The organism is Methylovorus mays (genome assembly GCF_020531915.1).
Lineage (GTDB): Bacteria > Pseudomonadota > Gammaproteobacteria > Burkholderiales > Methylophilaceae > Methylovorus > Methylovorus mays.
Genome location: NZ_JAJAVG010000007.1, coordinates 241,444 through 265,133, shown reverse-complemented (window position 1 = coordinate 265,133; position 23,690 = coordinate 241,444). Strand labels below are relative to the sequence as shown.

At 56.0% G+C, this 23,690-nt stretch carries 27 protein-coding genes; 22 read left to right on the top strand and 5 right to left on the bottom strand.

The genetic code is table 11. The features are described 5' to 3' along the window. Positions 1-20: 20 nt before the first annotated feature. The 9 genes from LG203_RS09865 to LG203_RS09825 all read left to right on the top strand — a co-directional run bounded on the left by LG203_RS09865 (position 21) and on the right by LG203_RS09825 (position 7,437). Positions 21-665 (top strand): response regulator, encoded by a 645-nt coding sequence (locus tag LG203_RS09865; RefSeq protein ID WP_230345615.1) that lies wholly within the window; start codon positions 21-23, stop codon positions 663-665. 203 nt (positions 666-868) lie between these two features. Further along, complete coding sequence (locus LG203_RS09860; protein ID WP_230345614.1) at positions 869-1,660, top strand: hypothetical protein; 792 nt, start codon at positions 869-871, stop codon at positions 1,658-1,660. Positions 1,661-1,899: 239 nt separating this feature from the next. After that, positions 1,900-2,739, top strand: coding sequence for a flagellin domain-containing protein (locus LG203_RS09855; RefSeq protein ID WP_230345613.1), 840 nt, complete (start codon positions 1,900-1,902; stop codon positions 2,737-2,739). Between the two features lie 69 nt (positions 2,740-2,808). Continuing rightward, on the top strand, positions 2,809-3,177 hold the full coding sequence (locus tag LG203_RS09850) for a flagellar protein FlaG (protein WP_230345612.1): 369 nt from the start codon (positions 2,809-2,811) through the stop codon (positions 3,175-3,177). Positions 3,178-3,228: 51 nt separating this feature from the next. Next, on the top strand, positions 3,229-5,211 hold the full coding sequence (gene fliD / locus LG203_RS09845; RefSeq protein WP_230345611.1) for a flagellar filament capping protein FliD: 1,983 nt from the start codon (positions 3,229-3,231) through the stop codon (positions 5,209-5,211). A gap of 33 nt (positions 5,212-5,244) precedes the next feature. Continuing rightward, positions 5,245-5,697, top strand: a complete 453-nt coding sequence (fliS, locus tag LG203_RS09840) for a flagellar export chaperone FliS (RefSeq protein ID WP_230345610.1) — start codon at positions 5,245-5,247, stop codon at positions 5,695-5,697. A gap of 14 nt (positions 5,698-5,711) precedes the next feature. After that, positions 5,712-6,020, top strand: coding sequence for a flagellar protein FliT (locus LG203_RS09835; RefSeq protein ID WP_230345609.1), 309 nt, complete (start codon positions 5,712-5,714; stop codon positions 6,018-6,020). 9 nt (positions 6,021-6,029) lie between these two features. Further along, positions 6,030-7,142 carry a flagellar hook-length control protein FliK gene (gene fliK / locus LG203_RS09830; protein ID WP_230345608.1) on the top strand — a complete coding sequence of 371 codons (1,113 nt, stop codon included), beginning with the start codon at positions 6,030-6,032 and terminating at the stop codon, positions 7,140-7,142. Continuing rightward, positions 7,132-7,437 carry an EscU/YscU/HrcU family type III secretion system export apparatus switch protein gene (locus LG203_RS09825; protein WP_230345607.1) on the top strand — a complete coding sequence of 102 codons (306 nt, stop codon included), beginning with the start codon at positions 7,132-7,134 and terminating at the stop codon, positions 7,435-7,437. The genes fliK and LG203_RS09825 overlap by 11 nt, the downstream gene beginning before the upstream one ends. Positions 7,438-7,458: 21 nt before the next feature. Here LG203_RS09825 and fliE read toward each other — a convergent pair whose 3' ends face one another. Continuing rightward, positions 7,459-7,773 (bottom strand): flagellar hook-basal body complex protein FliE, encoded by a 315-nt coding sequence (gene fliE / locus LG203_RS09820; RefSeq protein WP_230345606.1) that lies wholly within the window; start codon positions 7,771-7,773, stop codon positions 7,459-7,461. 260 nt (positions 7,774-8,033) lie between these two features. Here fliE and fliF point away from each other — a divergent pair, with 260 nt between their 5' ends. The 13 genes from fliF to fliR all read left to right on the top strand — a co-directional run bounded on the left by fliF (position 8,034) and on the right by fliR (position 18,980). Further along, a complete protein-coding gene (fliF, locus tag LG203_RS09815) occupies positions 8,034-9,767 on the top strand; it encodes a flagellar basal-body MS-ring/collar protein FliF (protein ID WP_230345605.1) in 1,734 nt (577 codons plus the stop codon). Next, complete coding sequence (gene fliG / locus LG203_RS09810; protein WP_230345604.1) at positions 9,764-10,759, top strand: flagellar motor switch protein FliG; 996 nt, start codon at positions 9,764-9,766, stop codon at positions 10,757-10,759. Before fliF ends, fliG begins: the two co-directional genes overlap by 4 nt. Further along, positions 10,752-11,405: a flagellar assembly protein FliH gene (locus tag LG203_RS09805; RefSeq protein WP_230345603.1), complete on the top strand. Its 654-nt coding sequence runs from the start codon at positions 10,752-10,754 to the stop codon at positions 11,403-11,405. Before fliG ends, LG203_RS09805 begins: the two co-directional genes overlap by 8 nt. Continuing rightward, positions 11,405-12,811, top strand: a complete 1,407-nt coding sequence (gene fliI, locus LG203_RS09800; RefSeq protein WP_230345602.1) for a flagellar protein export ATPase FliI — start codon at positions 11,405-11,407, stop codon at positions 12,809-12,811. Before LG203_RS09805 ends, fliI begins: the two co-directional genes overlap by 1 nt. 21 nt (positions 12,812-12,832) lie before the next feature. After that, positions 12,833-13,282 carry a flagellar export protein FliJ gene (fliJ, locus tag LG203_RS09795; protein WP_230345601.1) on the top strand — a complete coding sequence of 150 codons (450 nt, stop codon included), beginning with the start codon at positions 12,833-12,835 and terminating at the stop codon, positions 13,280-13,282. A gap of 26 nt (positions 13,283-13,308) precedes the next feature. Beyond that, positions 13,309-14,559 carry a flagellar hook-length control protein FliK gene (locus tag LG203_RS09790; protein WP_230345600.1) on the top strand — a complete coding sequence of 417 codons (1,251 nt, stop codon included), beginning with the start codon at positions 13,309-13,311 and terminating at the stop codon, positions 14,557-14,559. Positions 14,560-14,793: 234 nt separating this feature from the next. Further along, a complete protein-coding gene (gene fliL, locus LG203_RS09785) occupies positions 14,794-15,303 on the top strand; it encodes a flagellar basal body-associated protein FliL (RefSeq protein WP_230345599.1) in 510 nt (169 codons plus the stop codon). Between the two features lie 6 nt (positions 15,304-15,309). After that, the gene (fliM, locus tag LG203_RS09780; RefSeq protein ID WP_230345598.1) at positions 15,310-16,314 is read left to right on the top strand and encodes a flagellar motor switch protein FliM; all 1,005 of its coding nucleotides are present in this window, start codon (positions 15,310-15,312) and stop codon (positions 16,312-16,314) included. Continuing rightward, a complete protein-coding gene (gene fliN, locus LG203_RS09775; RefSeq protein WP_230345597.1) occupies positions 16,304-16,741 on the top strand; it encodes a flagellar motor switch protein FliN in 438 nt (145 codons plus the stop codon). The genes fliM and fliN overlap by 11 nt, the downstream gene beginning before the upstream one ends. Before the next feature lie 7 nt (positions 16,742-16,748). Beyond that, positions 16,749-17,165, top strand: coding sequence for a flagellar biosynthetic protein FliO (gene fliO / locus LG203_RS09770; protein WP_230345596.1), 417 nt, complete (start codon positions 16,749-16,751; stop codon positions 17,163-17,165). Continuing rightward, the gene (gene fliP, locus LG203_RS09765; protein WP_328486886.1) at positions 17,155-17,919 is read left to right on the top strand and encodes a flagellar type III secretion system pore protein FliP; all 765 of its coding nucleotides are present in this window, start codon (positions 17,155-17,157) and stop codon (positions 17,917-17,919) included. The genes fliO and fliP overlap by 11 nt, the downstream gene beginning before the upstream one ends. Positions 17,920-17,931: 12 nt before the next feature. Next, positions 17,932-18,201 (top strand): flagellar biosynthesis protein FliQ, encoded by a 270-nt coding sequence (fliQ, locus tag LG203_RS09760; RefSeq protein ID WP_230345595.1) that lies wholly within the window; start codon positions 17,932-17,934, stop codon positions 18,199-18,201. A gap of 14 nt (positions 18,202-18,215) precedes the next feature. Beyond that, positions 18,216-18,980, top strand: coding sequence for a flagellar biosynthetic protein FliR (fliR, locus tag LG203_RS09755; protein WP_230345594.1), 765 nt, complete (start codon positions 18,216-18,218; stop codon positions 18,978-18,980). 49 nt (positions 18,981-19,029) lie between these two features. On the opposite strand, the gene flgL is transcribed toward fliR, so the two are convergent. From flgL to LG203_RS09735, 4 genes are all read right to left on the bottom strand, one after another. After that, on the bottom strand, positions 19,030-19,935 hold the full coding sequence (gene flgL / locus LG203_RS09750) for a flagellar hook-associated protein FlgL (protein ID WP_230345593.1): 906 nt from the start codon (positions 19,933-19,935) through the stop codon (positions 19,030-19,032). 10 nt (positions 19,936-19,945) lie between these two features. Beyond that, complete coding sequence (gene flgK / locus LG203_RS09745) at positions 19,946-21,574, bottom strand: flagellar hook-associated protein FlgK (protein ID WP_230345592.1); 1,629 nt, start codon at positions 21,572-21,574, stop codon at positions 19,946-19,948. Positions 21,575-21,638: 64 nt separating this feature from the next. Beyond that, a complete protein-coding gene (gene flgJ / locus LG203_RS09740; RefSeq protein ID WP_230345591.1) occupies positions 21,639-22,547 on the bottom strand; it encodes a flagellar assembly peptidoglycan hydrolase FlgJ in 909 nt (302 codons plus the stop codon). Between the two features lie 10 nt (positions 22,548-22,557). Further along, on the bottom strand, positions 22,558-23,685 hold the full coding sequence (locus tag LG203_RS09735; RefSeq protein WP_328486881.1) for a flagellar basal body P-ring protein FlgI: 1,128 nt from the start codon (positions 23,683-23,685) through the stop codon (positions 22,558-22,560). Positions 23,686-23,690 lie beyond the last annotated feature (5 nt).

The following is a 23,690-nucleotide window of genomic DNA, read 5'->3' as shown; positions in this document are numbered from 1 at the left end:
ATACGGGGACAAGCATTCATATGCCTGCAGATAAGAAAATAAAGGTCATCATTGCCGATGATCACGCCATTCTCCGCGAAGGGCTGAAACAGATATTGTCGGAAACCGAAGACATCGAAGTCATCGCCGAGGCACAAAATGCCAGCGAGGCGATTCACTATGCATGCAAACTCGATGCCGATGTCTTGTTGCTGGATATTTCGCTGCCGGATCGTAGCGGCATCGACGCCCTGCGCTACATCAAGAAAGAAAATACCAAGATCGCCATCCTCATGCTCTCCATGCATCGCGAGGATCAATACGCGATCCGCTCGCTCAAGGCTGGTGCGGCGGGCTATCTGGGCAAGCAGGGCGCGTCTTCCGAGTTGGTGAATGCGATCCGCGTGATCGCCAAGGGCAAAAAATTCATCACCCCGGAAGTCGCCGATGCCTTGGCCAACCAGGTGATGGATACCGAGAAGCCCTTGCATGAATCCCTGTCTGACCGTGAGTTTCAGACCCTGACGCTGATTGCCTCCGGCCTGACCGTGGGGGAAATTGCCTTGCGGCTGTCGCTATCCGTCAAAACCGTGAGCATGTACCGCACCCGGCTCCTGGAAAAAATGCAGCTGAAGCACAATGCCGAACTTACGCATTACGCGATAAAAAACAATCTCGTTGATTAGCGCGGTTACTGAGTTAAGACGGGCAGGGGTAATTCAATACCTTGTGGCCTGGCCCTTGTCTGGCAAAGCTCAGCCGTGGGTATTGCCGATTTAAGCTGTTTTTACCTCCCTGTTAGGCTGTTTGCATTGTCGTCTGTTTGATTAGCATGGCGGAATCAAACTATAGACGGAGCCTTTGCCCGCGTGGCAATGGATATGCAGCCATGGCAGACCCTAATCTCCATATCTACCAGCAGAAACCCGCCTTGCTCGGTCAGGAAATACTGGCGCGCCTGGAGGCGCGGGATATTGCGCCTACGCCTGAAGCCTACCAGGCCTTGTATCTGGAGTTGACTGGACAACAGGCCGCAGCACCGACGCTTGCCCCACAAGAGGGCGCTGCGAATCCTGCTGCCCCCAGCATGCTGGAGCAGCGTTTTCAGAAAGTAGCCCGTCAGCTGGCGAAAAACTCCAATGAAGCGGGCATGAAGTTGGCCTATGCGATTGAGAATGAAGACTGGGATGCCTTGCTGGACGGGATATTCAAGTTGGTGAAGGCGTCGGTCGCCATTCAGTCGCAGCGTTCCCGCTTTGCGGCATTTGGTGACCAGGGCGACGATGGCCGCCCCTGGCAGGACCAGCTGGCCAAAATGCTGGCACATACTTTGCCTGCATTGCTGCAGAATGAATCCGAGCTGGCGATGAAGTCACGCCATCTGGCGGAGCAGGTGAAGACGACGCAATCTTACCGGGCCATGCAAAAAGTCATGCGCGAGGTTAACGAGCTCAGTTATCGCATCAGCATGGTGACCGAAGATGAGTACGGCAAGCAGAAAGCGTTTATTCGCTTGCTCAATCTGACACTGGATAGTCTTACTGAAGTGATCCAGACTGACGATCAGGTGCTGCACGAGGTGCGCAATTTTCAGAAAATTGTCAATGAGCCATGGGATCAAAGTAAATTAAACAAGGCTGCAAAGCAGTTGACCAGCCGGGTTTCGGCGCAGCGTGCATAATATTAAGTAATTGATTTTTATAGTTCTAAATAAAAAAATACGAGAAAGGTTTAAAGATTTGTTAATTACGGCCGTCATCAAACACAAGATTGCTTGATTCGGAACGCTTGAAAATTTAAATAGCCAACCCCGCTAAATTTTCGCTAAAAGTAACCGATAAACAATTTAACAGCAGCGCGATCAACGCAATGCTGAAATGCAAACCAAGTGTTTGAATTAATTGACAAAGGAGAATTACCATGGCTGCTGTAATTAACACCAACCTCGCCTCGCTGAACGCTCAACGTAACCTGAGCACTTCGCAATCCAGTTTGAATACTTCGATCCAACGTTTGTCTTCCGGTCTGCGTGTTAACAGCGCCAAGGATGACGCCGCCGGTCTGGCGATTGCAACTCGTATGGATGCGCAAGTTAAGGGTCAAACTGTTGCGATTCGTAACGCTAACGATGCTATCTCGCTGGCTCAAACCGGTGAAGGTGCACTGGGTGAAATCACCACCGCACTGCAACGTATGCGTGAACTGGCTGTTCAGTCTGCCAATGCAACCAACGGTTCTGATGACCGTGACAACCTGCAGGCTGAATTTGAAGAGCTGCAATCTGAAATCACACGTCTGACCAGCGGTACCGAGTTCAACGGTGTAAACATTCTGTCCAACACCTCCAGCCTGACATTCCAGGTGGGTTCGGGCACTACAACGAATGACACCATCACCGTGTCCGCGATTGACCTGAGCACGGGTGATGTGGCGACTGCAGCAGGCGGCACCATCACGATTGACGGTGCAGATGCTACCAATGCAAGTGCTGCGATTGATGCGATTGACGATGCGCTGGACGCAGTCAATACCAACCGCGCTACCTTCGGTGCTGTACAAAACCGCTTTAACTCGGTGATCAGCAGCTTGCAAGTGTCGGTTGAAAACATCTCGGCTTCGAAGTCCCGCATCATGGATGCTGACTACGCTTCTGAAACCGCTAACCTGACCAAGACGCAGATTCTGCAACAGGCTGGTACTGCGATGCTGGCTCAAGCCAACTCGCTGCCACAAAGCGTGTTGACTCTGCTGCAAGGTTAATCGAAGCAGTAATAATGTGATCCGCCGCAGGGGTTTCTGACTCCTGCGGCCTTTGCACAAAGGGGTTTAATGATGTCTACATTAAGCATACAGGCATACAGTGCAGTCAGTTCTGCGCTCAAAGTCTCAGACGGCACCAAGAGTAGCCAGGCTACCTCTGCGGCTAACGTCAGCAAGACGAGCGAGGTGAGTACTGCCAAAGCTGCTGAGCCCAGTGCATCTGAACTGGATACGGCGGTAGATTCAATTAACGATTTTATTTCGGCCGTGGCTAACAACCTCGAGTTTTCCGTTGATCGTGATACTGAACGCGTTGTAGTGAAGGTGGTCGATAAAGAAACTCATGAAGTAGTGAAGCAATTTCCCAGTGAAGAAGCGTTGGCTATCTCCAAGGCGCTGGATAAGTTGCAGGGCCTGATGGTCAAGCAAACGGCATGATCCAGCCGCATGTGGATAAACAAGTGTAATCAAGCAATGTGAGGTAACAACATGACAACAATTTCATCTGCAGGCATCGGGTCCGGTCTTGACGTTGAGTCTATTGTTACTGCGCTGGTCAATGCTGAAAAAGGACCGCTGACATCGGTCACTACCCAGATTTCCTCCTATCAGACAAAACTGTCTGCTTACGGAACCCTTAAAAGCGCGCTGTCATCCTTCCAGAGCAGCCTCAGCAGCCTGGTCAGTGCAACCAAGTTCAGCGCGCAAACTGCCACCTCCAGCGATACCAGCATTTTTACTGCGACGGCAACCGGCAAGGCCACGGCTGGCGACTATTCGATCAACGTGACGCAGCTTGCCCAGGCGCAAAAGCTGTCTGCCAGTGGGTTTTCCTCGACCTCCGACACCGTGGGTACAGGTACCTTGAGCATCTCTTTTGGTACATACAGCTCCACAGGCAATACCTTTACGGCGAATACCGGCAAGACGGGCGCCACGATCACCATTGATTCCACCAACAATACATTGTCAGGTGTACGCGATGCCATCAATGCCGCAGGTATTGATGTGACCGCCTCGATTGTGAATGACGGTACTACCAATCGTCTGGTCATCACGTCCAAAACCACGGGCGAGGCCAGCAGCCTGAAAATATCCGTCACCGATGATGATGGCACCAGCAGTGATGCCAGTGGCTTGTCGCAACTGGCGTATGACCCGACCTCGACCAGTGGCTCGGGCAAGAACATGACAGAGTTGCAGGCCGCCAAGAATGCGCTCCTGACCATCGATGGCATCAGCATCAGCAAGGCCACCAATACGATCAGTGATGCGCTGGAAGGCGTCACCCTGAATCTGCTGAAAGTGAGTGATGGCGATACTATTAACCTCAATGTTGAGCGCGACAGTGACACCATCACCAGCTCGGTTCAGGCCTTTGTGGATGCCTACAATACGCTGAACAGCAAGATTACGTCGCTGACCAAGTACGATGCCGAGACCGAAACCAAGGGCGAACTGCTGGGGGATGCCACGACGCGTTCCATCTCCATGCAATTAAAAAGTATGGTCACTCAGACCATCAGCAATAACGGCACTCTTACCTCGCTTTCGCAGATTGGGGTCGGTTTTCAGCGCGACGGTACGCTGGCGCTGGATACAGACAAACTGGATGACGCCATTGAAAACAACTTCAGCGATATTGCTTCGCTGTTTGCTGCAACCGGCACCAGCAGTGATACGCAGGTGGAGTTCGTGCGTAACAGTGAGACAACCAAGGCCGGCAGCTATGCCGTGACGGTAACCCAGCTGGCGACGCAGGGTAGCCTGGTGGGCAGTAGCGCCCCTAATCTGACCATTACCGATGGTGTGAACGACACGCTGAATCTCTCGATTGGAGGCTCAGCCTATACCCTGGATATTACCGCCGGGACCTATGCCAGTGTTGAAGACCTGGCGGCGGAGGTGCAGACCCGCATTCTCAGCGCTGGCTCAAACGCTACGGTCACCGTGGAAGGTGGCGCACTCAAGATCATCAATGCCAACTATGGCAGTGGCACCTCCGTCAGCGTCACGGGCGGCAATGCCGCAAGCGACCTTTTGGGTTCCAGTCCGACCTCTACCGATGGTGTTGATGTTGCAGGCACGATCAATGGCGTGGCTGCAGTAGGCGTAGGCCGTAACCTCAAAGCCGCAGATGGCAATGATGCGGAAGGGCTGGTGCTGAAAATTACGGGCGGTGCCCTTGGTTCGCGCGGCACGCTGACATTCTCGACTGGCTATGCTTATCAGCTCAACACGCTGATGGATAGCATGCTCGATACTGACGGGATTCTGGAGTCGAAAACCGACAGTATCAATGACTCGATTGATCGACTGGAAGACCGGCAGGATGATCTTGAGGCCAGATTGCTATCGATTGAGGCGCGCTATCGTGCCCAGTACACAGCGCTGGATACCCTCATGAGTTCGCTCAATACCACCAGTACCTATCTGACACAGCAATTGGCTTCACTCAATTCCAGCAGCTAAGGCTGGCTTAATCACTAGTTAAAGGTATTCATTATGTTTGGATCGAATCGTGGTGTGAATGAATATACAAGAGTGGGTGTGGAAACGGGCGTAGTGGCTGCCAGTCCACACAAGCTGATTGTGATGCTCTACGAGGGTGCGATCGCAGCCTGCCATTCTGCTGCGTTGCATATGCAGAACAAGGAAATTGCCAAAAAAGGCGCCATGATTTCAAAAGCCATCATGATTATTGAAAGTGGTTTGCGCTTGAGCCTGGACAAAACGGCAGGTGGCGAAATTGCCGTGCGTCTGGATGCCTTGTATGGCTACATGAGTGATCGGCTTTACCTCGCGAATCTTAAAAACGACAGCAGCAAACTTCAGGAAGTGATTGCACTGCTGAATGACCTGAAATCTGCATGGGAAGCGATAGGCACCCAGGCTAGTCAGTCAGTTGCCCCCGATTTATCCACTATTCAGCGCGTACAGAATTACGCAAAGGCATGATGATGAGCGAATCCATGGAAGTTCAAATCTACGAGTCTGTGGCCGATGTCACTGGCGAAATGCTGCTGGCAGCGCGCGAGCATGACTGGGAGCGCCTGGCACAGCTGGAGCAGCGTTGCGCGGATTTTGTGCAGCAACTGAAATCCTGCACCGAAGAGCATTTGAGTGGACCGTCCTTGCAGCGCAAGATCGCCAGCATCAAGAAGATCCTGGCGGATGACCGCGAAATCCGCAATCTGGTGGACCCCTGGATGGTCAAGCTGTCTGCCATGATCAGCAGCAACAGCAACGAGCGTCGACTCGGTAGCAGTTATCGGCAGTAATGAACTGCCATGCTGATCAAGCTATCGGATACTCCAGGGGTTGCGCCGGTTAGCCGGGTCACCCAGGCGCTGCCTACTGTCAGGGTTGCCGATACTGTTCAGGATGTCGATTTTCGTTTCAATCAATTCATCAAGGGGCAGGACTATCTTGCCCAGGTGATGTCCCGCGCCGATCCCCGTCACTTCAATGTGGAGGTGGATGGCAAGCTGCTGAAGATGGACCTCGGATCCCAGGCCAGGGTAGGCCAGAATCTCACCCTGCGCTTTCTGGATGAAAGCCCGACCCCCACCTTTCAGCTCATGTCGCAAGTCACGGCCGATGTCGAGCCTGACATTGCCCTCAGCTCCGCTGCCCGTCTCATCGACAGCAAATTGCAGGAAGCCCAGAAGCAGGGCGTGCCTACCCGCTTTGAAGCCACCGGCGTTGTCAGCCAGTCACCACAGGCGCCCCAGCAAATGGCGCAAGATCTCAAGCAGGCGCTCACCCTTACCGGCTTGTTTTACGAGTCCCACCTCAAAGCGTTCGCCGAGGGTGATCGCCCATTAGCCGCCATTCTCAAGGAACCACAGAACCAGCCCAACTCCAATGCCGGTACCATGCTGTTGCCGCAGCAGCTTTCCGTACTGGAAAACAGCCGGGTGAACTGGCGCGGGGAGGTGTGGCCCGGCCAGCAGATGAACTGGACGGTAGAGGTGCAGCAGCAATCACCGCAGACCCAGGCGTCACAGGCAGCCGCCGCACAAGCGCAGGCATTCAACCAGCCATCGCCGCTACAGCAATCCATGTTGCCCAATCCGTCACTCAATCAGCCTTTGCTATACCAGCCGCCATCGGTGCCGCTGGAACAGCGCGGCAACCAGAATGACACGGCAACCGATCATGCGACTGCGCAGATGGATTACGAACCTGAAGTGACGAGTGAGCTGACGCTGGATCTGCCGCAGCTGGGCCGCGTCAGGGCCCGCCTGCGTGTAGTGAATGGGCATATGAGCATACAGTTGCAGGCGCAGCAGATGGATACGCTGCAAACCATGCACGCGCGCCGGCATCAGCTGTTCGAGGCACTGGAACAAAGCGGGCAAACCATAGATGCTCTGGTGGTGGTGCGTGATGGCGAATAAACCGGCCGAAGCGCGTCTTACCCAGCAGGCGATTGCACTGGCCTACGAAACCGGGGATTTTGCGCCGCGCGTGGTGGCCAAGGGCCGCGGGCTGGTGGCGGAGCAGATTATTGCGCGGGCGCGTGAGCATGATGTGTTTGTGCATGAATCCAAGGAGCTGGTGTCCTTGCTGATGCAGATTGATCTGGATGATCATATTCCGCCCACTCTTTATATGGCGATTGCGGAAATTCTGGCCTGGCTATATCGGCTGGAGCAGGATGCGGATGCGGAGCCACCGCAATACCACCCCTGAGATCGTTATCCTTAAGCTGGCTTATACCTGCATGTTCATGATGTCCTGATAGGCGGACACCAGTTTGTTGCGTACCTGCAAGGTGGCCTGGAACGAGATGTTGGCCTTCTGCCCGGCGATCATCACATCGGACAGGCTGACCGAATCATCGCCCATGGCGAAATTCTTGCCGAGGCGTTCAGCTTCCAGTTGGGACTGGTTTACCTGATTCAGGCTGGCCTTCAGTGTTTCGGCAAAGTCGACTTTGGGCGTGGTTTGCGTGCTGGAGGCTGTCGTGGTCTCCGCCACAGGGGACGCGGTCGGCTTCTGCGTCGCCGCCCTGATCTGCGCCAGCATGGATTCTATCCTGCTGGAATCTATCCCGTTAATTCCGTTAATGGCCATCTTGTCCTCGCTGCATAGGGAATGCTACGAAGCTAATGTATCATTCCCCTCATCCAGTCAGCCCCCAAATAAACCAGTGAAATTCGCTCTATTCCCGCATTTGAAAATGGCGGATGCGATGATAATGACCTGCAATCGGTAATCCCTGCTCAAGGGGGTGCGGTGAAGATTTCCCCACAGACACTTGAGCGCGTTTTGAATTGGAGATGGATATGGCTGCAGCACCTGACGCCGTTGTAGAAGCTGCCCCCAGTGGCATATTTGGGCAGAACACGGCTGTATTGACCAACAAGGTTTTGCTGGCACTGGGCGTGGCCGCCGTGGTGGCGGTCATGGTGGTGTTCTGGCTGTGGAGCCAGCAACCCGAATACCGTGTGCTGTTTTCCAACTATGCTGACAAGGATGGCGGCGCCATTGTCGCTTCCCTTGAGCAGATGAACATCCCCTACAAATTTTCCGACAGCGGTACCGCCATCCTGGTGCCTGCTTCGCAAGTGCATCAGGTGCGGCTGAAGCTGGCAGCCCAAGGCTTGCCCAAGGGCGGCAATATCGGCTTTGAGCTGCTGGAAAACCAGAAATTCGGTGTTTCCCAGTTTGTCGAGCAGGTCAACTTCCAGCGCGGCCTCGAAGGCGAGCTGGAGCGCAGCATCCAGACCATCTCCGCCGTGGAGGTGGCCCGTATTCACCTGGCCATCCCCAAGCCTTCGGTCTTTGTGCGTGATCAGTTAAAGCCTACCGCCAGCGTATTGCTCAATCTGCGCCCAGGCCGCATGCTGGATCAGCAGCAGGTCAGTGCCATCGTGCACCTTGTCGCCAGCAGCGTCCCCGAGCTGCCTATCGCCAATGTGACCGTGGTCGATCAGAACGGCAATCTGTTATCCGATACCGATAAAAAAGCTGGTCGCAATAATCTGGACCCTACTCAACTCAAGTATGTGGACGAGCTGCAACAGAATATCGTGCGCCGCGTTGAGTCCATCATCGCGCCTATGGTCGGCGCCAAGAACGTGCATGCCGAAGCCAGTGCCGAGGTGGATTTCTCTACCCAGGAGCAAGCTGCCGAAACCTATCGTCCCAATCAGGCACCAGATGCCATGTCGGTACGCAGCCAGCAATCCAATGAATCGCAAAGCACATCGCCTGCGGGCGCTGGCGGTGTGCCTGGTGCGCTGTCCAACCAGCCACCGGCTCCTGCCACGGCTCCGCTGAATACCGCTGTTCCTGCCAATGCCGGTGCCCCCGGGGCTGGTGCGCCTGCCAATGCGGCCAATAATGCCAATGCAGCCAATGCCACGCCTGCCGTGCCCGTCAACACGCAAAAGAACGTCACCACCAATTACGAGCTGGATAAGACCATCCGCTATGTGCAGCAACCCATGGGCGGCGTCAAGCGCCTGACCGTGGCCGTGGTGGTGAATCACAAGCAGGTGGTGGACAAGAATGGCAAGGTGACCAACCGTCCGTTGACCGATGCCGAGAAAACCGAGATCAGCGATCTTGCCAAGCAGGCCATGGGGTTCAACCAGGAACGTGGCGATTCGCTGACCGTGGTCAACAGCTCGTTTGCCGGTGAACAGATCGAAGCGATCCCTGATCTGCCATTGTGGAAGCAGCCAGAAAACATCGAGATGGCCAAAGAGTGGCTGAAGATGGCCGCAGGCCTGCTGGTAATCTTCCTGCTTTATCGTAAACTGATGAAACCGATGATGCAAAAGCTGGTAAAGTCGGATGAAAAAGAAGCCTTGCCTGCGCCCGGTGACGATGACGCTGCCGTGGTGACGCTGAGTGGCGCCGCTGAGGGAGCGGAGGGTGAAAATATGGTGGGTGTGCCGAGAAAGCTTGCCGCCAAGGGCTACGAACAAAATCTGGAAGCTGCCAAACAGCTGGCCAAGGAAAACCCTAAACTGGTCGCAAGTTTGGTAACGAATTGGGTGAGTAAAGAATGAGTGACGATGGCGTGATGAAAAGCGCAATCCTCATGCTCGCATTGGGGGAGGATGAGGCGGCGGAAGTAATGAAGTTTCTGAGCCCGAAAGAGGTGCAGAAGCTGGGGTCGGCCATGGCCGGCATGAAATCGGTCGAGCATGAGCAGATTGAAGCTGTGGTCACCGAGTTTCTGGATATCGCCGACCAGAAAACCTCCATTGGCCTGGATTCCGACGAGTATATCCGCTCGGTGCTGACCAAGGCGCTGGGCGATGATAAAGCGGCCGGCCTCTTGAACCGCATTCTGCAAACGCGCGATGCCAGCGGCATCGAAAGCCTGAAGTGGATGGATGCGCAGACCGTGGCAGAATTCATCAAGAACGAACATCCCCAGATCATCGCGACTATCCTGGTCCATCTTGAGCCCGACCAATCCGCTGAAGTCCTGAGCAATTTTACCGATCGTCTGCGGCAGGATGTCATGCTGCGCATTGCCACGCTGGATGGCGTCAAGCCCGTCGCGTTGCGCGAACTCAATGAAGTGATGACCAAGCTCCTGACCGGCAACGAAAGCCTGAAGAAGCAGCAGATGGGTGGTATCAAGGCGGCAGCCGAGATCATGAACTACCTGGGCGGCGACAACGAAGCCAGCGTCATGGAAGGCCTGAAGAGCTACGACGAAGACATGGCACAGAAGATCATGGATGAGATGTTTGTCTTTGATAACGTCATTGATATCGACGACAAGGGCATCCAGGTCATGCTGCGCGAAGTGCAGTCCGAGACGCTCATTGTGGCACTCAAGGGTGCGACTCAGGAGCTGCGCGACAAGATATTCAAGAACATGTCCAGCCGTGCGGCCGAGATGATGCGCGAAGACCTCGAAACCAAGGGGCCGGTCAAGCTTTCCGAAGTCGAGGCCCAGCAGAAGCAGATCCTGCAGATCATTCGCCGCCTGGCCGACGAAGGCCAGATTATCCTAGGCGGTAAGGGCGACGAGGCTTATGTCTAACGCCACCATCCCCAAGGAAAAACAGACCGCATATCAGCGCTGGGAGCTTTCCTCGTTCGCCGAGGATAAACCCAAGCCGAAGGCGGTAGCGAAGTCGCCCCAGGAAAAAGAAGCCGACAGCGCCAAACTGGCGCAGATGATAGACAAGCTGCGTCAGGAAGGTTACGCCAAAGGGCTGGAAGAAGGCTATGCTGCCGGCATGGCGCAAGCCATGGAGCAGGCGCAGGCCGAGCGTGAGCAACTGCAGGTTCTGCTTAATTCGCTGACCGAAGCCATGTCGGCCTCGGATGAGGTCGTGGGCGAGCAATTGCTGTCACTGGCGCTGGATCTTGCCAAGGCCATGCTGAAGACCAAGATCGAAGTCGATCCGGCTGCGGTGCTGAGCGTGGTGAAAGATGCCATCCACTATTTGCCCTATGTGCAGCGTCCTGCCCGTATTCTGGTGCATCCCGAGGATGTCAAAACCCTGAAAAACTATCTGGTGGATGATATTGCCGAGCATCACTGGATGATCCAGGAAGACCGCAATGTCGAGCGTGGCGGCTGCATCGTCGAAACCGCCGCCAACCAGATCGACGCCACCAACGAAGTGCGCTGGAAGCGCATTGCCGATGCGCTTTCGCAACAGAATGACTGGCTGAAATAATGACCGCCGCCAATCCTCACGTTCAACGCTGGCATCGCTATCTGCGCGATTGCGGCGAGATACTGGAGATTGTCGAGCCGCTGGAAGTGGCGGGCCGTATTACCAAACTCACCGGGCTGGTGATGGAGGCCGTGGGTATCAAGCTGCCGATCGGCAGTGCCTGTGTCGTGCCGCTGGCCGAAGGTCGTCGTGTGGAAGCCGAAGTGGTGGGTTTTGACGGTGACAAGCTCTTGCTCATGCCGCAAAGCGGGGTGGAGGGCATCGTTCCCGGCGCCAAGGTGTTTGCCATGGATGTGTCCGATGCCTTGCCCAAGCCCAGCCATTCCAATCCGCCACGCCGCCGTACCTCGGATCGCGCCCGCCACTTGCCCGTGGGCGATGGTTTGCTGGGACGCGTGGTTGATGGCGCTGGCCGTCCGCTGGATGATCTGGGTCCGTTGCTCACCCAGAACAGCGTGCCTTTGAACACCCGTCCGCTTAATCCATTGATGCGCGCCCCGATTACCGATGTGCTGGATGTGGGCGTACGCGCCATCAATAGCATGCTGACCGTAGGTCGTGGCCAGCGCATGGGCCTGTTTGCCGGTTCTGGTGTGGGCAAGAGCGTGCTCTTGGGCATGATGGCGCGTTACACCACGGCCGATGTCATTGTGGTGGGCCTGATTGGCGAGCGCGGCCGCGAAGTGAAAGAGTTTATTGAACAGATTCTGGGTGCGGATGGGCTGGCCCGCTCGGTGGTAGTCGCCGCTCCGGCCGATGTGCCGGCGTTGATGCGCTTGCAGGGCGCCAGCTATGCCACGGCGATTGCCGAGTTTTTCCGCAACCAGGGCAAGAATGTCCTGTTGATCATGGATTCGCTGACACGTTATGCCATGGCCCAGCGCGAGATTGCGCTGGCGATCGGCGAGCCGCCTGCTACCAAGGGCTATCCGCCGTCGGTATTTGCCAAGCTGCCTGCGCTGGTAGAGCGTGCGGGCAATGGGCGGCCAGGCGAAGGTTCCATCACGGCGTTTTATACCGTGCTGACCGAAGGCGATGACCAGCAGGACCCGATTGCGGATGCTGCGCGCGCCATTCTGGATGGGCATATTGTGCTGAGCCGCAGCCTGGCAGAAAGCGGCCATTATCCCGCGATTGACATCGAGCAATCCATCAGCCGCGCTATGCATAACATAACCTTGCCTGAACATCAAAAGCTATCAAGAAGGTTAAAGCAGCTCAATTCGCGGTATACACGTAGTGCGGATTTGATTAATGTAGGAGCATACGAAGCTGGCAGCGACCCGGTACTGGACGAGGCGATTGCCAAGCACACCAGGATCGAAGCGTTTTTGCAGCAGGATATTGCAGAGCGCTCCGATGTGGAACACAGTATTGCAGGGCTTGCGGCTGTCGTTGCAGGCTGAATCAACAAGTAGGGGGCAGATATGGCGGCACAATCACTGGTTCTGGTGACATTGACCGAGCTGGCTGGCAAAGAGGCCGATCAGGCAGCTGAAAAGCTGGTGGCACTCAACAAGCTGCTCGAAGATGCGCAGGTCAAGCTGAACATGCTGACCGAATACCGCAACGATTACATGGCCAAGCTGGCGCGTGATCTCGAAACTGGCATCGATGCCCAGTCCTATCAAAATTTTCAATCCTTCATCCGCAAGCTTGACCAGGCGGTAGGGGGACAGCAGGAATCCGTGGAGCTGGCGCGCAATCGCGTCGCCGCCCAGCGTGCCGTCTGGCAGGAATGCCAGAAAAAGAAATTATCTTATGAGGTACTGGCAGAGCGCTCGGAGAAAAAAGCGCACCAGCAGGAGCAAAAGCGCGATCAGAAACTGATGGACGAGCATGCCATGCGCAGCAGTCGTCAGCCTGGCCGTGGTTAACTCCCCACATTGCGAAAGAGTGAATCATGCAAACGACAACCACGCTACCGGTCTTCTCCAGTAACACCACTAGCAGTGCCATGGGTGTCAGCAATGCATCCAGGCCCACGACAACGGATAATGCGGCGGCAAGCAATAGCTTTCAGAAAGTGTTGTCCAGCCAGGTGCAGCAGCGCCAGCAAAAGACGGATGGCCAGCAGGGCAAGCCCCCTGCATCGAATGTGAAGTCTCCAGAGGCTGAACAAAAGGCCGCCGACACCAAGGCAACCGATGCCAGGGATGACGATGCTGCCAGCACGGCTGCCGTGGCGTCAGAACTGGGCGACCAGTTCAAGGATCTGGCCTTGCTCGCCAAGCAGGAAAAAGACCTCAAGGGCAAAACTGACAAATCGGAAGAAACCACAGTGGCGACCGATGCCGCACCGGTATTGACCACGGACCCTGCTGTTGCTGCCCTTGCCATTCCAGCCAATGTGCCGGTGACGCCTGCGGAAAAGCCGGCTTTGACCACTGATAATGCGGCAGCGGCACAGCAGCAGTCGCAGGTGGAAACAACGGACAGCCGTCCGCGTGGACGGTTGGATCAGGAGCTGGGCAATATGCTGGCCCAAAGTCGCAGCGATAGCGCCGATACCAGCCAGTTGGCGGACGCGGGAAATGATCAGGCCGAAATGAGCGCCTGGCTGGAAAAAATGCTGCCAGGATTTAACAGTGCTGGCGAGACAGCAAAACTGGCTGATCAAGCGGCAAACACTGAAAGTACAGCGGTCATCAATCCTCAGGTGCAGGCGGTGGCCGCTGCCACTACCCTGACGTCCGTGCAGACCAGCGAGGTGGTCGGCAGTGCCAACACGATTACGGCTTACCCTGGTCGCGCAGGGTGGGATCAGGCCATCGGTCAGAAAGTGGCCTGGATGGTAGCCGGTGGTGAGCAATCTGCCACCCTGACCCTGAATCCGCCCGACATGGGTCCCTTGCAAGTGGTGATTCATGTCCATAATGACATTGCCGATGCCACCTTCATGTCCAACAACCAGGAAGTTCGCCAGGCGCTGCAGGACGGCATGTCCAACCTGCGCGACATGCTGAATGCCTCCGGCATCCAGCTTGGGCAGAGCAATGTCGGCGAGCATACGCAATCCCAGCAGCAGCTGGCCCAGGCCAATGGCCGCAGCGGATCGGGTACAGCCGGTAATGACGAGGGCGATACCTCAGCCGCTCCGGTGCAACAGACCGTCGTACGCAGCGGTAATGGGATGGTCGACACCTTTGTCTAACTGCCTCTTTTGGTAAACGCGGCCCGGGGGATGGCACTCATGCCATCCCCTGGCTGTCTGCTTGTATGCTGAATCGCCTTTCCGCCAGCCCAGACACCCGCTCCATGCGCTCCAGTTCCTTGTCTCTGCCCGATTTGGGCTATTTTTCTCCCTCTTTTCAGCGCATCTTGGTATCCTTGTTTTTTTCATAATAGAAGCGTCCAGATAGACGCTAGTCACCAAGGGAAGCATTAGATGGCAAAAGATCCAAAAGCGGCAGCACCCGCAGAAGAAGCACCTGCAGCGGGCTCCAAGAAAAAGCTGATCATGATTATTGTGATTGTCCTGCTGGTGCTGGGCGGTGGCGGTGGTGCGGCTGCATGGTTCTTCCTGCACAAGCCGGCCAAGGAAGAACACAAGGTGGAAGAAAAACACGAGGAAGCTCCCAAACCGCCCGTTTTTGTCAGCCTGGAGACATTCACCGTCAATCTGCAACCCGATCCTGACTCGCAGTTCCTGCAGGTAGATCTGACCCTGAAAGTGGCGGACCCCGAGCAAGCGGAAATCGTGAAGCTGCATATGCCGGAAATCCGTAATCGCCTGCTGATGCTGCTTTCCAGCAAGAAGCCCTCTGAGGTCACCAGTATCGAAGGCAAGAAAGCGCTGAGTGACGAGATTGTGGCCCAGGTCAAACTGCCATTCTCGGCTGGCGAGAAGCCGCTCGAGGTCAGCGGCGTATTTTTCACTTCATTTGTGGTGCAATAAACAGCCATGGCGGACAGTTTTTTATCTCAGGATGAAGTCGATGCCCTGCTGAAGGGTGTGGGCCTCGACCAGGACGATACCCCGGTCGAGCACGATCCCCATGGCGTGCGTGAATACAACCTCGCGACCCAGGAACGTATCGTCCGTGGGCGCATGCCTACGCTTGAGATCATTAACGAGCGTTTTGCCCGCCTGCTGCGCATCGGTCTGTTCAATTTCATGCGCCGTAGCGTTGAGGTATCGGTGGGGCCTGTTCGCATCTCCAAATACAGCGAGTTTGTGCGTAATCTGGTGGTGCCCACCAATCTTAATCTGGTGCACATGAACCCATTGCGCGGCACCGGGCTCATGGTGTTTGATCCCTCGCTGGTATTTTCGATTGTCGACAACATGTTTGGCGGCGATGGTCGTTTTCATACCCGCATTGAGGGGCGCGACTTCACCCAGACCGAGCAGCGCATCATTCAGCGCGTGCTGGCGATCGTGATCGAAAACTACGAAAAATCCTGGGAGCCGGTATACCAGGTCAAGTTTGAATACCTTCGCTCGGAAATGAATACCCAGTTTGCCAATATCGCCACCCCCAATGAAGTGATCGTGGCGACTACCTTCAGCATTGAGCTGGGCCCGGCAGGCGGCGAAATTCATTTCTGCTTTCCGTACTCGATGATCGAGCCCGTGCGCGATCTCCTGACCTCCAGCCTGCAAGGCGAAGTGCTGGGCGTGGACAAGCGTTGGGTACGCCTGATGACACAGCAGATACAGGCCGCCGAGGTTGAAGTCGTGGCCAACCTGGCCAAAACCAACATGCAGTTGGGGGATGTATTGAACATGAAAGTGGGCGATGTCATTCCGCTCAATATTGCAGAAACAATAGAGGCGCATGTCGATAACGTGCCGGTCATGGAATGCAAATACGGGGTGTTTAACGGGCAATATTCGCTACGGGTAGAGAAGTTGCTGCGTGCCAACGCCTCAGAGTACGTAAAAGGAGAGAAACATGGCGAATAGCCCGGACGACGAATTTGAACAAGCCGCCGCAGGGGGCGCCGCCGAGGATGACTGGGGTGCCGCCATGGCCGAGCAGCAGCAGGCTGAAGACAGTCCGCTGCAGGCCAAGAGCGCCCAGGCCACGGTGTTTACCGAGCTGACCGGCAAGAAGATGAGCGAGACCCAGAACGACATCGACTTTATTCTTGATATCCCCGTGCAGCTGACGGTGGAGCTGGGCCGCACCAAAATCGCCATCAAGAACCTGTTGCAACTGGCGCAGGGCTCGGTGGTGGAGCTGGATGGCATGGCCGGTGAGCCGATGGACGTCCTGGTGAATGGCTGCCTGATTGCCCAAGGCGAAGTAGTGGTGGTCAATGACAAGTTTGGTATCCGCCTCACCGATATCATCACCCCGGCTGAACGTATTCGTAAAATCAACCGATAGGCAGCGCATGAAAAAACTGGCTGTCCTTCCTGTCCTGTTGTGCTTGCTGCCTGCGATGGCATATGCCGCGGATAGCGCACCTACGCCTGCGACCAGTGCCTTCAAAATGACCTTGGGCCTTATGGTTGTGCTGGCTGTCATGGCCGTGCTCGCCTGGTTGGTTAAACGATTTTCTCCCGGCAGCCGCCAGCAGAATTCCGTGGCGCGCGTGGTGGGCGGCGTGAGCGTCGGTACCCGCGAGCGGGTGGTCGTGGTGGAAGTGGCCGGACGATGGATCGTGGTGGGCGTGGCGCCAGGGCATGTGAGTGCGTTGGCCAATCTTGATCCTGATGAGGCTTTGCTTAGCCAGCCTGCGTCCGATACTCCTGCGCCACCCTTTGCCGGGTGGCTGAAACGTGCTTCAGAGAAATTCAATGCCAAGTAAGCCTTCTTTATCTCCCTTGCAGGGCCTGCGGTACCTGTTGTTGCTGGTGCTGCTGTTGCCCGCCATGGCGCATGCAGAAGCCGCGTTGCCGCTGATCAATGCGGCACCGGGGCCGGGTGGCAGCCAGAATTACACCCTCAGCCTGCAGACCATGCTGCTATTGACGGCCATGTCGTTTTTGCCGGCGGTGCTGCTGATGATGACCGGTTTTACCCGCATCATCATTGTGCTTTCCTTGTTGCGGCAGGCGCTGGGTACGCCATCTTCTCCTCCTAACCAGGTATTGATCGGACTCGCGCTTTTCCTCACTTTTTTTGTCATGAGTCCGGTGATGGACCGCATTTATACCGAGGCCTACCAGCCACTCTCCGAAAACAAAATTACCATGCAGGAGGCGCTGGAAAAGGGTGCCGTTCCGCTCAGGGAGTTCATGCTGAAACAGACGCGCGAGGCGGACATTGCCTTGTTCATGCGTATGTCGCGCAGTGAGGAAGTACAAACACCCGATCAGGTGCCTTTGCGCGTGCTGGTGCCTGCCTTTGTCACCAGTGAGCTGAAGACGGCTTTCCAGATCGGTTTTGCCATTTTCATTCCCTTTCTGATCATCGATATGGTGGTGGCGAGCGTGCTGATGTCCATGGGGATGATGATGGTATCGCCTGCCATCGTGGCCTTGCCATTCAAACTCATGCTGTTTGTGCTGGTGGATGGCTGGCAGTTGTTGCTGGGTTCGCTGGCACAGAGTTTTTACTGAGGAGCATCCTGAATGACACCAGAAGGAGTAATGAGCCTGGGCAGGCAAGCGATGGAAGTCACGCTGATGGTGTCTGCCCCCATGCTGATTGTGGTACTGGTTATCGGCTTGCTGGTGAGCATTTTTCAGGCGGCGACGCAGATCAATGAGACGACCCTGTCATTCATACCCAAGCTGGTCGGGGTGTTTGCCGTGCTGGTGATCGCTGGCCCCTGGATGCTCTCGGTGATGACTGATTACATGCGCGCCATCTTCAGCAGCCTACCAGCGTTTGCCGGCTAGGCTGGCTTTCCCGCATGCTCTCCATCAACAGTGCCGCGCTGCAATCGTGGGTCGTGCTACTGCTATGGCCGATGACACGCATACTTGCCATGATGGCGGTGGCGCCCATACTCAATCACCGCGCATTGACTGCCCGAGTCAAAATCAGCCTGGCGCTGCTGATCACCATCGTGGTCATTCCTACCCTGCCACCCCCACCTCCGCTTGATATTTTCAGCTGGCAGGGCTTACTGATTCTGATACAGCAAACATTGATCGGTTTTGCGATCGGTTTCAGCATGCGCATCGTGTTTGCTGCGGTTGAGCTGACTGGTCAGGTGATCGGCATGACCATGGGCCTGGGTTTTGCCATGTTCTATGACCCGCAGACGCAGGGGCAGACCAATGCGCTGGGGCAGTTCCTGGTATTGCTGGCGTCGTTGATATTTTTGAGCCTGGACGGCCATCTCATCATGATCTCTGCCGTGGTGGAAAGCTTTGCCACGTTTCCTTTATCCACCGAATGGCAGGGCGGGTTGGACTTCATGAAGATGGCAGGATGGGGTGGCAAGATATTCAGTGCTGGCCTGATGATGGCGCTGCCAGCGGTCGCCGCCTTGCTGATCACCAATATGGCATTGGGCATACTGACCAGAGCGGCCCCTCAGCTGAATCTGTTTGGTATCGGTTTCCCGGTGACCATTTTCATGGGCTTCATTATTACGGCGCTGGTATTGCCCGGCTTGCTGCAACCCATGCTGCAGCTCATACAGGAAAATATTGCCAATATGTATTTCTGAACCCATCCCGCGCGCGGATGCGGGGCATGTTCAATTGAAATGAATGGTTCTAGAGATAATCGAACAGGGTCAGGCTGGTCAGTTGCACGTAGGATTGCTGGGCGGCTTCAAGAATGGTCTGCTTCTTTGAAAGGTCGGACAGGGCCTGGGCATAATCCAGATCCTGGATATCGGATAATTCACTGGTGTATTGCAAATCGCGGGATTCGCCCGCGGTATTCAGCGATTCAATTTCGTTCAGTTTGGAGCCAGTGGATGCGCGCACCGTCAGTACGGTATCAAGGGCATCCTCCATGCTGGCGCCCACCGTCGACAAGGCGGCATTCAGGTCATCTGCCGTGGTGTTGGGATCGGAAAGCAAATTGATGATGTTGGTGTACGAGGCAAAGATGTCATTGCCATCTGCCTGAAACACATCCGGCCCGGTTTCTGTGACCGGCATCTGGCGGCTTTCGCTTACCTGAATCTTGAGTTGCCCGGTATCCCCGTTATAGGTCGCGCCGGTGCTGGTTGCGGTGTAAGGGGCTGTGGTGGTATTGAAGCCCCCAAACATGTAGTCGCCATTACCATCCTTGCTGTTCGCCAGACTCACAAGCTCATCCAGATCATTTTGCAGCTGTTCGGCAATGTAGCTCTTTTCTTCCGTGGAGAGTGCGGCGTTACCTGCGCTCACGATGGAGGTTTTGCTGGAAATGAGCAGGTTGGTCACGCTGGTCAGGGTACTCTCGATGGAGTTGAGGTGTGACTCGGCGCGGTCACGGTTATCGGCATATTGACTGTTGACGCTCTGCGCCTGGCTCACGACCAGCGCGCGCGCAGCACCTACCGGATCATCAGCCGGGGTAAGAATGCGCTTGCTGGCGGAGATCTGCTCCTGCAGCTTGTATTGCTCGCTCTGCAAGCTGCTGATGTTGTTGATGCCGGTCTGGTAGAGCGTATTGGTGCTGATGCGCATATCGTTCCTCTTACTGACTGATGCTGAGTAGGGTGTCAAACATTTCGCTGGCAATCTGCATGACTTTTGCCGCACTTTGATACGCTTGCTGATAGCGGAGCAGGTTGGCCGCTTCCTCATCCAGATTAACCCCCGAGTTGGACTCCATTTGTGCCTGGGCATCTTCCAGCAAGGCGGTTTCTGCCGCGCTTGTGACCCGAATCTCATTCGTCTTGTTGCCCACCTGGCTCACCAGTTGCGCAAAAGCCTCTTCGTAGGATTTGCTGCCGCCCACGGTTTTGTTGGTCTGCAGGGCTGCCAGTAACAAGGCATTGGTGTTGTCGCCAGATTCGCTGGATGTCCCTGCGGCAATGGCATCGACATCGCTGATGGCGACTTCCACCTGCCCTGCGGCCTTGGCCGTCGGTTGCAGCAGGAAAGAGTCGCCGCTGGCCATGGTGCCGCTATCGAGGTTGATGGTGACCCCATCTACCGTCGTGGGGAAGCCGGTCACGCTGGTGCTGGTATTGTCGCTCAGGCGCTTGATGGTGTAGTTGGTGCCATCATAACTGATGCTGTAGTCGCTGCTGGTCATGGCGCTGACATCGCTGTAGCTGGCTGAAAAATCAGCGTTGCCAGTGTTGTTTGCGTTGGCCGTGATCGTGGGCGTGATCGGGGTGAAGAAGTTGCCGCCTGCATTGCCGTCCAGATCGGTACCGGCGGCATGCTGGGCATTGAATGTTTGTGTGAGTGAAACGGCAATCAGGCCCAGCTGATTGCGGGCGGGGTCCAGTGTTTCATTGCGGAATTCGACCAGACCACCCAGTGTACCTCCGGACAGGCTGTTTTCACCCAGGATGGTGCCATTGCCGCTACTGCCGATATACGTGACTTCCAGGCGCTCATTATTGGTCGGATTGGCCGTGGTCCCCAGGCTGTAACTCTGCTTGTCCACGACCATGGGCAAGCCATTGCCGACAAACACGTTGTAGCTGTTGCCCTGCTGCACCACGGTGGTTTTGATCTGCTTGCTGAGCTCGCTTACCAGTAAATCGCGCTGGTCGAGCAGGTCGTTGGGTGCGTTGCCGGTAGAGTTGGTGGCCTGTTCAATCGAGTCGTTCAGTGCCGCAATCTGTTTGGCATACGAGTTGATCAGCGACACGCTGCTGCTCACTTGCGAGTTGACGCTGGCTTCCACTTCATCCAGCTGGCTGCTCATGCTCTGGAAGCGCGAGGCCAGCGCTTCGGAGTTTGAAATCAGTGCCTGGCGGGTAGCGGAGTCGCCAGGCGTCGTGGCGAGATCCTGCACGCTGTCAAAGAACTCCTGCATGGCAGGTGACAGACCTGCAGAGGAATCCGCCAGCATGTTGTTGATGGTTTCGATCTGGGTACTATAAGCGGTGAGGGCGGAGCTGCTGGCCTGACTGGTATTCACCTGCTTTGCCAGCAGGGCGCTGAACACACGCTGTACCGAGGTGACGTCCGTGCCTTTGCCTACATAGCCAAAGCCCATGTCCTGCGAACCGGCAGCAGCTTGTGTGATGTACTGGCGGTTATAACCGGCGGTGGAAGCATTGGCAATATTGTTCCCGGTCACGGCAATCGCTACTTGCGCCGCGCTCAGTGCACTTTTACCAATATTGAGGATATCGCTTCCCATTGTCTAACTCTCTATTCCTGATAGGTTATTGACGGCAGCAAGGGCTGAAACTTTAATCCGGGCATCAGGCGCTACTGACTTTCCTGATCACGCTGATCAGCTTGCTGGCATAGTCGGGGTCGGTGGCGTAGCCGCCATTTTGCAAGCCTTGCGCATAGGCATTCACATCATGCAGGTTGGACATGGCATTGCCGTAGCGCGGGTTGTTGCTGATCAGATTGGCAAAGTCTTTGAAAGAGTCGGCGTATGAATCATAGGCCCGGAATTTTTCTACACGTGTCTGTTTGACACCGTTCACATATTCGGTGGTGACGGCGTCGACGGTCTTGCCCGTCCAGCCGGCCGTGGCCTTGATGCCAAACAGGTTATAGCTGTTCTCGCCATTTGTTCCGCGGATCATGCGCTTGCCCCAGCCACTTTCCAGGGCGGCCTGGCCGAGCATGTAGTTGGCGGGAATGCCGCTGCTGCGGCTGGCTTCGTTGGCATGCGGCGCCATCATATCTTGGAAGGCTTCCGCATTGCCGTTACCGCTGGATGCGTTGCTATTGCCGTTGCGCTGGTCGGGGTCCGTGTACATCTGCACGGCTTTTTGCGGCAGCAGGGTATTGTTATAGGGCAAAGCCGCGCTTACACCATCATCCTGATCGAGGTTGGCGCCGGGGGTAACACCAGTTTTGCTCAGCTGTCTTGCCAGTACATCGGCCAGGCCTATGCCCTTGGATGCAATGTTCTGGCTCAACTGCTGATCCAGCATGGCAGTGAAAGTGCGACTTTGTTCGTTGTCAAACATGCCCTCCTGGGGCGTGGCATCCCGCATGCTTTTCAGCATCATGTTGACGAATACGGCTTCAAACTGCTTGGCAACGGCCTTGATCGCTTCTGGCGAATCATTCTTGCTGGAGAATTTCAGCTGATTCAGGCTATTGGCATCAAATGCCAGTTTGCCGGTGCTGTCTGAAGGGGCGTTGACCATGGTATTTCGCCTAGATCACTTCGAGTTCTGCGCGCAAGGCGCCAGCGGACTTCATGGCCTGCAGGATGGCGAGCAGATCCTGCGGGGTCGCGCCGATGGCATTCAGGGCCTTGATCACGTCGGATAGCGATGCCCCGCCATCCAGCTTCAGGACTTTGCCTGGTTCTTTTTCGATGGAAATTTCCGAGCGGGCGGTGCTGACGGTCTGCCCGCCGGAAAGTGCGCCGGGCTGACTGATGACAGGGGCGGTGTTGATCACGACAGAAAGATTGCCATGAGACACGGCGCAGTCTTCCAATGATACCGAGCGGTTCATCACCACCGAGCCGGTACGGGCGTTCAGAATCACCTTGGCGGAAGATTCGGCCGGGTTGACGGTAATCGATTCCAGCGCAGCCAGAAAGCTCACGCGGTTGCTGTCGACTGGGGCATTGACACGAATGACGCGTCCATCCTGCGCGGCGGCCGTGCCGGTGCCAAAGCGCTGGTTGATGGCGTCGACCACCTTGCTGGCGGTGGAAAAATCCGCGTCTTTCAATTCCAGGTTAATGCCGGTGCCCTGATTCAGCGCGACCGGAACCGCCCGTTCCACGGTGGCACCAGCCGAGATACGGCCGACGCCCAGGTGGTTGATCTGGGTCTGGCTGCCATTCGCCGACGCACCGACGCCGCCCACCACCAGGTTGCCCTGGGCCATGGCGTACACCTGATTGTCAGCGCCTTTCAGCGGTGTCATCAGCAGTGTGCCGCCGCGCAGGCTCTTGGCATTACCCATGGACGATACGGTGACATCCAGTGCCTGCCCTGGCTGGGCAAAGGGGGGTAGGGTGGCGGTGACCATGACGGCGGCGACGTTTTTCAATTGCAGGTTGGTGCCCTGTGGCAGCGTCACGCCCATGCCTTGCAGCATGCTGATCAAGCTTTGTACGGTAAACGGGGTTTGCGTGGTCTGGTCACCGGTGCCATCCAGACCCACGACCAGGCTGTAGCCGATCAACTGGTTGGAGCGCACGCCCTGGATGGTTGCCAGGTCTTTCAGGCGCTCTGCTTCCACCGGCAGGCTCAAGCCCATGCCAGCCGCTGCCAGAAGCGTGATCAGCAGAATATTCAGGTGGCGTTTAGGTGCAAGCGTGATCATGATGG

What these genes read in the sequence shown, in the direction of transcription:
- fliG (WP_230345604.1), top strand. Translation starts at nt 9,764, where the DNA reads ATGAGTGACGATGGCGTGATGAAAAGCGCAATCCTCATGCTCGCATTG.
- fliE (WP_230345606.1), bottom strand. Translation starts at nt 7,773, where the DNA reads ATGCTGGCGCAGATCAGGGCGGCGACGCAGAAGCCGACCGCGTCCCCT.
- fliN (WP_230345597.1), top strand. Translation starts at nt 16,304, where the DNA reads ATGGCGAATAGCCCGGACGACGAATTTGAACAAGCCGCCGCAGGGGGC.
- fliL (WP_230345599.1), top strand. Translation starts at nt 14,794, where the DNA reads ATGGCAAAAGATCCAAAAGCGGCAGCACCCGCAGAAGAAGCACCTGCA.
- flgJ (WP_230345591.1), bottom strand. Translation starts at nt 22,547, where the DNA reads ATGGTCAACGCCCCTTCAGACAGCACCGGCAAACTGGCATTTGATGCC.
- flgK (WP_230345592.1), bottom strand. Translation starts at nt 21,574, where the DNA reads ATGGGAAGCGATATCCTCAATATTGGTAAAAGTGCACTGAGCGCGGCG.
- LG203_RS09865 (WP_230345615.1), top strand. Translation starts at nt 21, where the DNA reads ATGCCTGCAGATAAGAAAATAAAGGTCATCATTGCCGATGATCACGCC.
- LG203_RS09790 (WP_230345600.1), top strand. Translation starts at nt 13,309, where the DNA reads ATGCAAACGACAACCACGCTACCGGTCTTCTCCAGTAACACCACTAGC.
- fliS (WP_230345610.1), top strand. Translation starts at nt 5,245, where the DNA reads ATGTTTGGATCGAATCGTGGTGTGAATGAATATACAAGAGTGGGTGTG.
- fliF (WP_230345605.1), top strand. Translation starts at nt 8,034, where the DNA reads ATGGCTGCAGCACCTGACGCCGTTGTAGAAGCTGCCCCCAGTGGCATA.
- LG203_RS09835 (WP_230345609.1), top strand. Translation starts at nt 5,712, where the DNA reads ATGGAAGTTCAAATCTACGAGTCTGTGGCCGATGTCACTGGCGAAATG.
- fliR (WP_230345594.1), top strand. Translation starts at nt 18,216, where the DNA reads ATGCTCTCCATCAACAGTGCCGCGCTGCAATCGTGGGTCGTGCTACTG.
- fliP (WP_328486886.1), top strand. Translation starts at nt 17,155, where the DNA reads ATGCCAAGTAAGCCTTCTTTATCTCCCTTGCAGGGCCTGCGGTACCTG.
- LG203_RS09735 (WP_328486881.1), bottom strand. Translation starts at nt 23,685, where the DNA reads ATGATCACGCTTGCACCTAAACGCCACCTGAATATTCTGCTGATCACG.
- LG203_RS09850 (WP_230345612.1), top strand. Translation starts at nt 2,809, where the DNA reads ATGATGTCTACATTAAGCATACAGGCATACAGTGCAGTCAGTTCTGCG.
- fliK (WP_230345608.1), top strand. Translation starts at nt 6,030, where the DNA reads ATGCTGATCAAGCTATCGGATACTCCAGGGGTTGCGCCGGTTAGCCGG.
- fliO (WP_230345596.1), top strand. Translation starts at nt 16,749, where the DNA reads ATGAAAAAACTGGCTGTCCTTCCTGTCCTGTTGTGCTTGCTGCCTGCG.
- fliQ (WP_230345595.1), top strand. Translation starts at nt 17,932, where the DNA reads ATGACACCAGAAGGAGTAATGAGCCTGGGCAGGCAAGCGATGGAAGTC.
- LG203_RS09855 (WP_230345613.1), top strand. Translation starts at nt 1,900, where the DNA reads ATGGCTGCTGTAATTAACACCAACCTCGCCTCGCTGAACGCTCAACGT.
- fliJ (WP_230345601.1), top strand. Translation starts at nt 12,833, where the DNA reads ATGGCGGCACAATCACTGGTTCTGGTGACATTGACCGAGCTGGCTGGC.
- fliI (WP_230345602.1), top strand. Translation starts at nt 11,405, where the DNA reads ATGACCGCCGCCAATCCTCACGTTCAACGCTGGCATCGCTATCTGCGC.
- LG203_RS09825 (WP_230345607.1), top strand. Translation starts at nt 7,132, where the DNA reads ATGGCGAATAAACCGGCCGAAGCGCGTCTTACCCAGCAGGCGATTGCA.
- LG203_RS09860 (WP_230345614.1), top strand. Translation starts at nt 869, where the DNA reads ATGGCAGACCCTAATCTCCATATCTACCAGCAGAAACCCGCCTTGCTC.
- fliM (WP_230345598.1), top strand. Translation starts at nt 15,310, where the DNA reads ATGGCGGACAGTTTTTTATCTCAGGATGAAGTCGATGCCCTGCTGAAG.
- LG203_RS09805 (WP_230345603.1), top strand. Translation starts at nt 10,752, where the DNA reads ATGTCTAACGCCACCATCCCCAAGGAAAAACAGACCGCATATCAGCGC.
- flgL (WP_230345593.1), bottom strand. Translation starts at nt 19,935, where the DNA reads ATGCGCATCAGCACCAATACGCTCTACCAGACCGGCATCAACAACATC.
- fliD (WP_230345611.1), top strand. Translation starts at nt 3,229, where the DNA reads ATGACAACAATTTCATCTGCAGGCATCGGGTCCGGTCTTGACGTTGAG.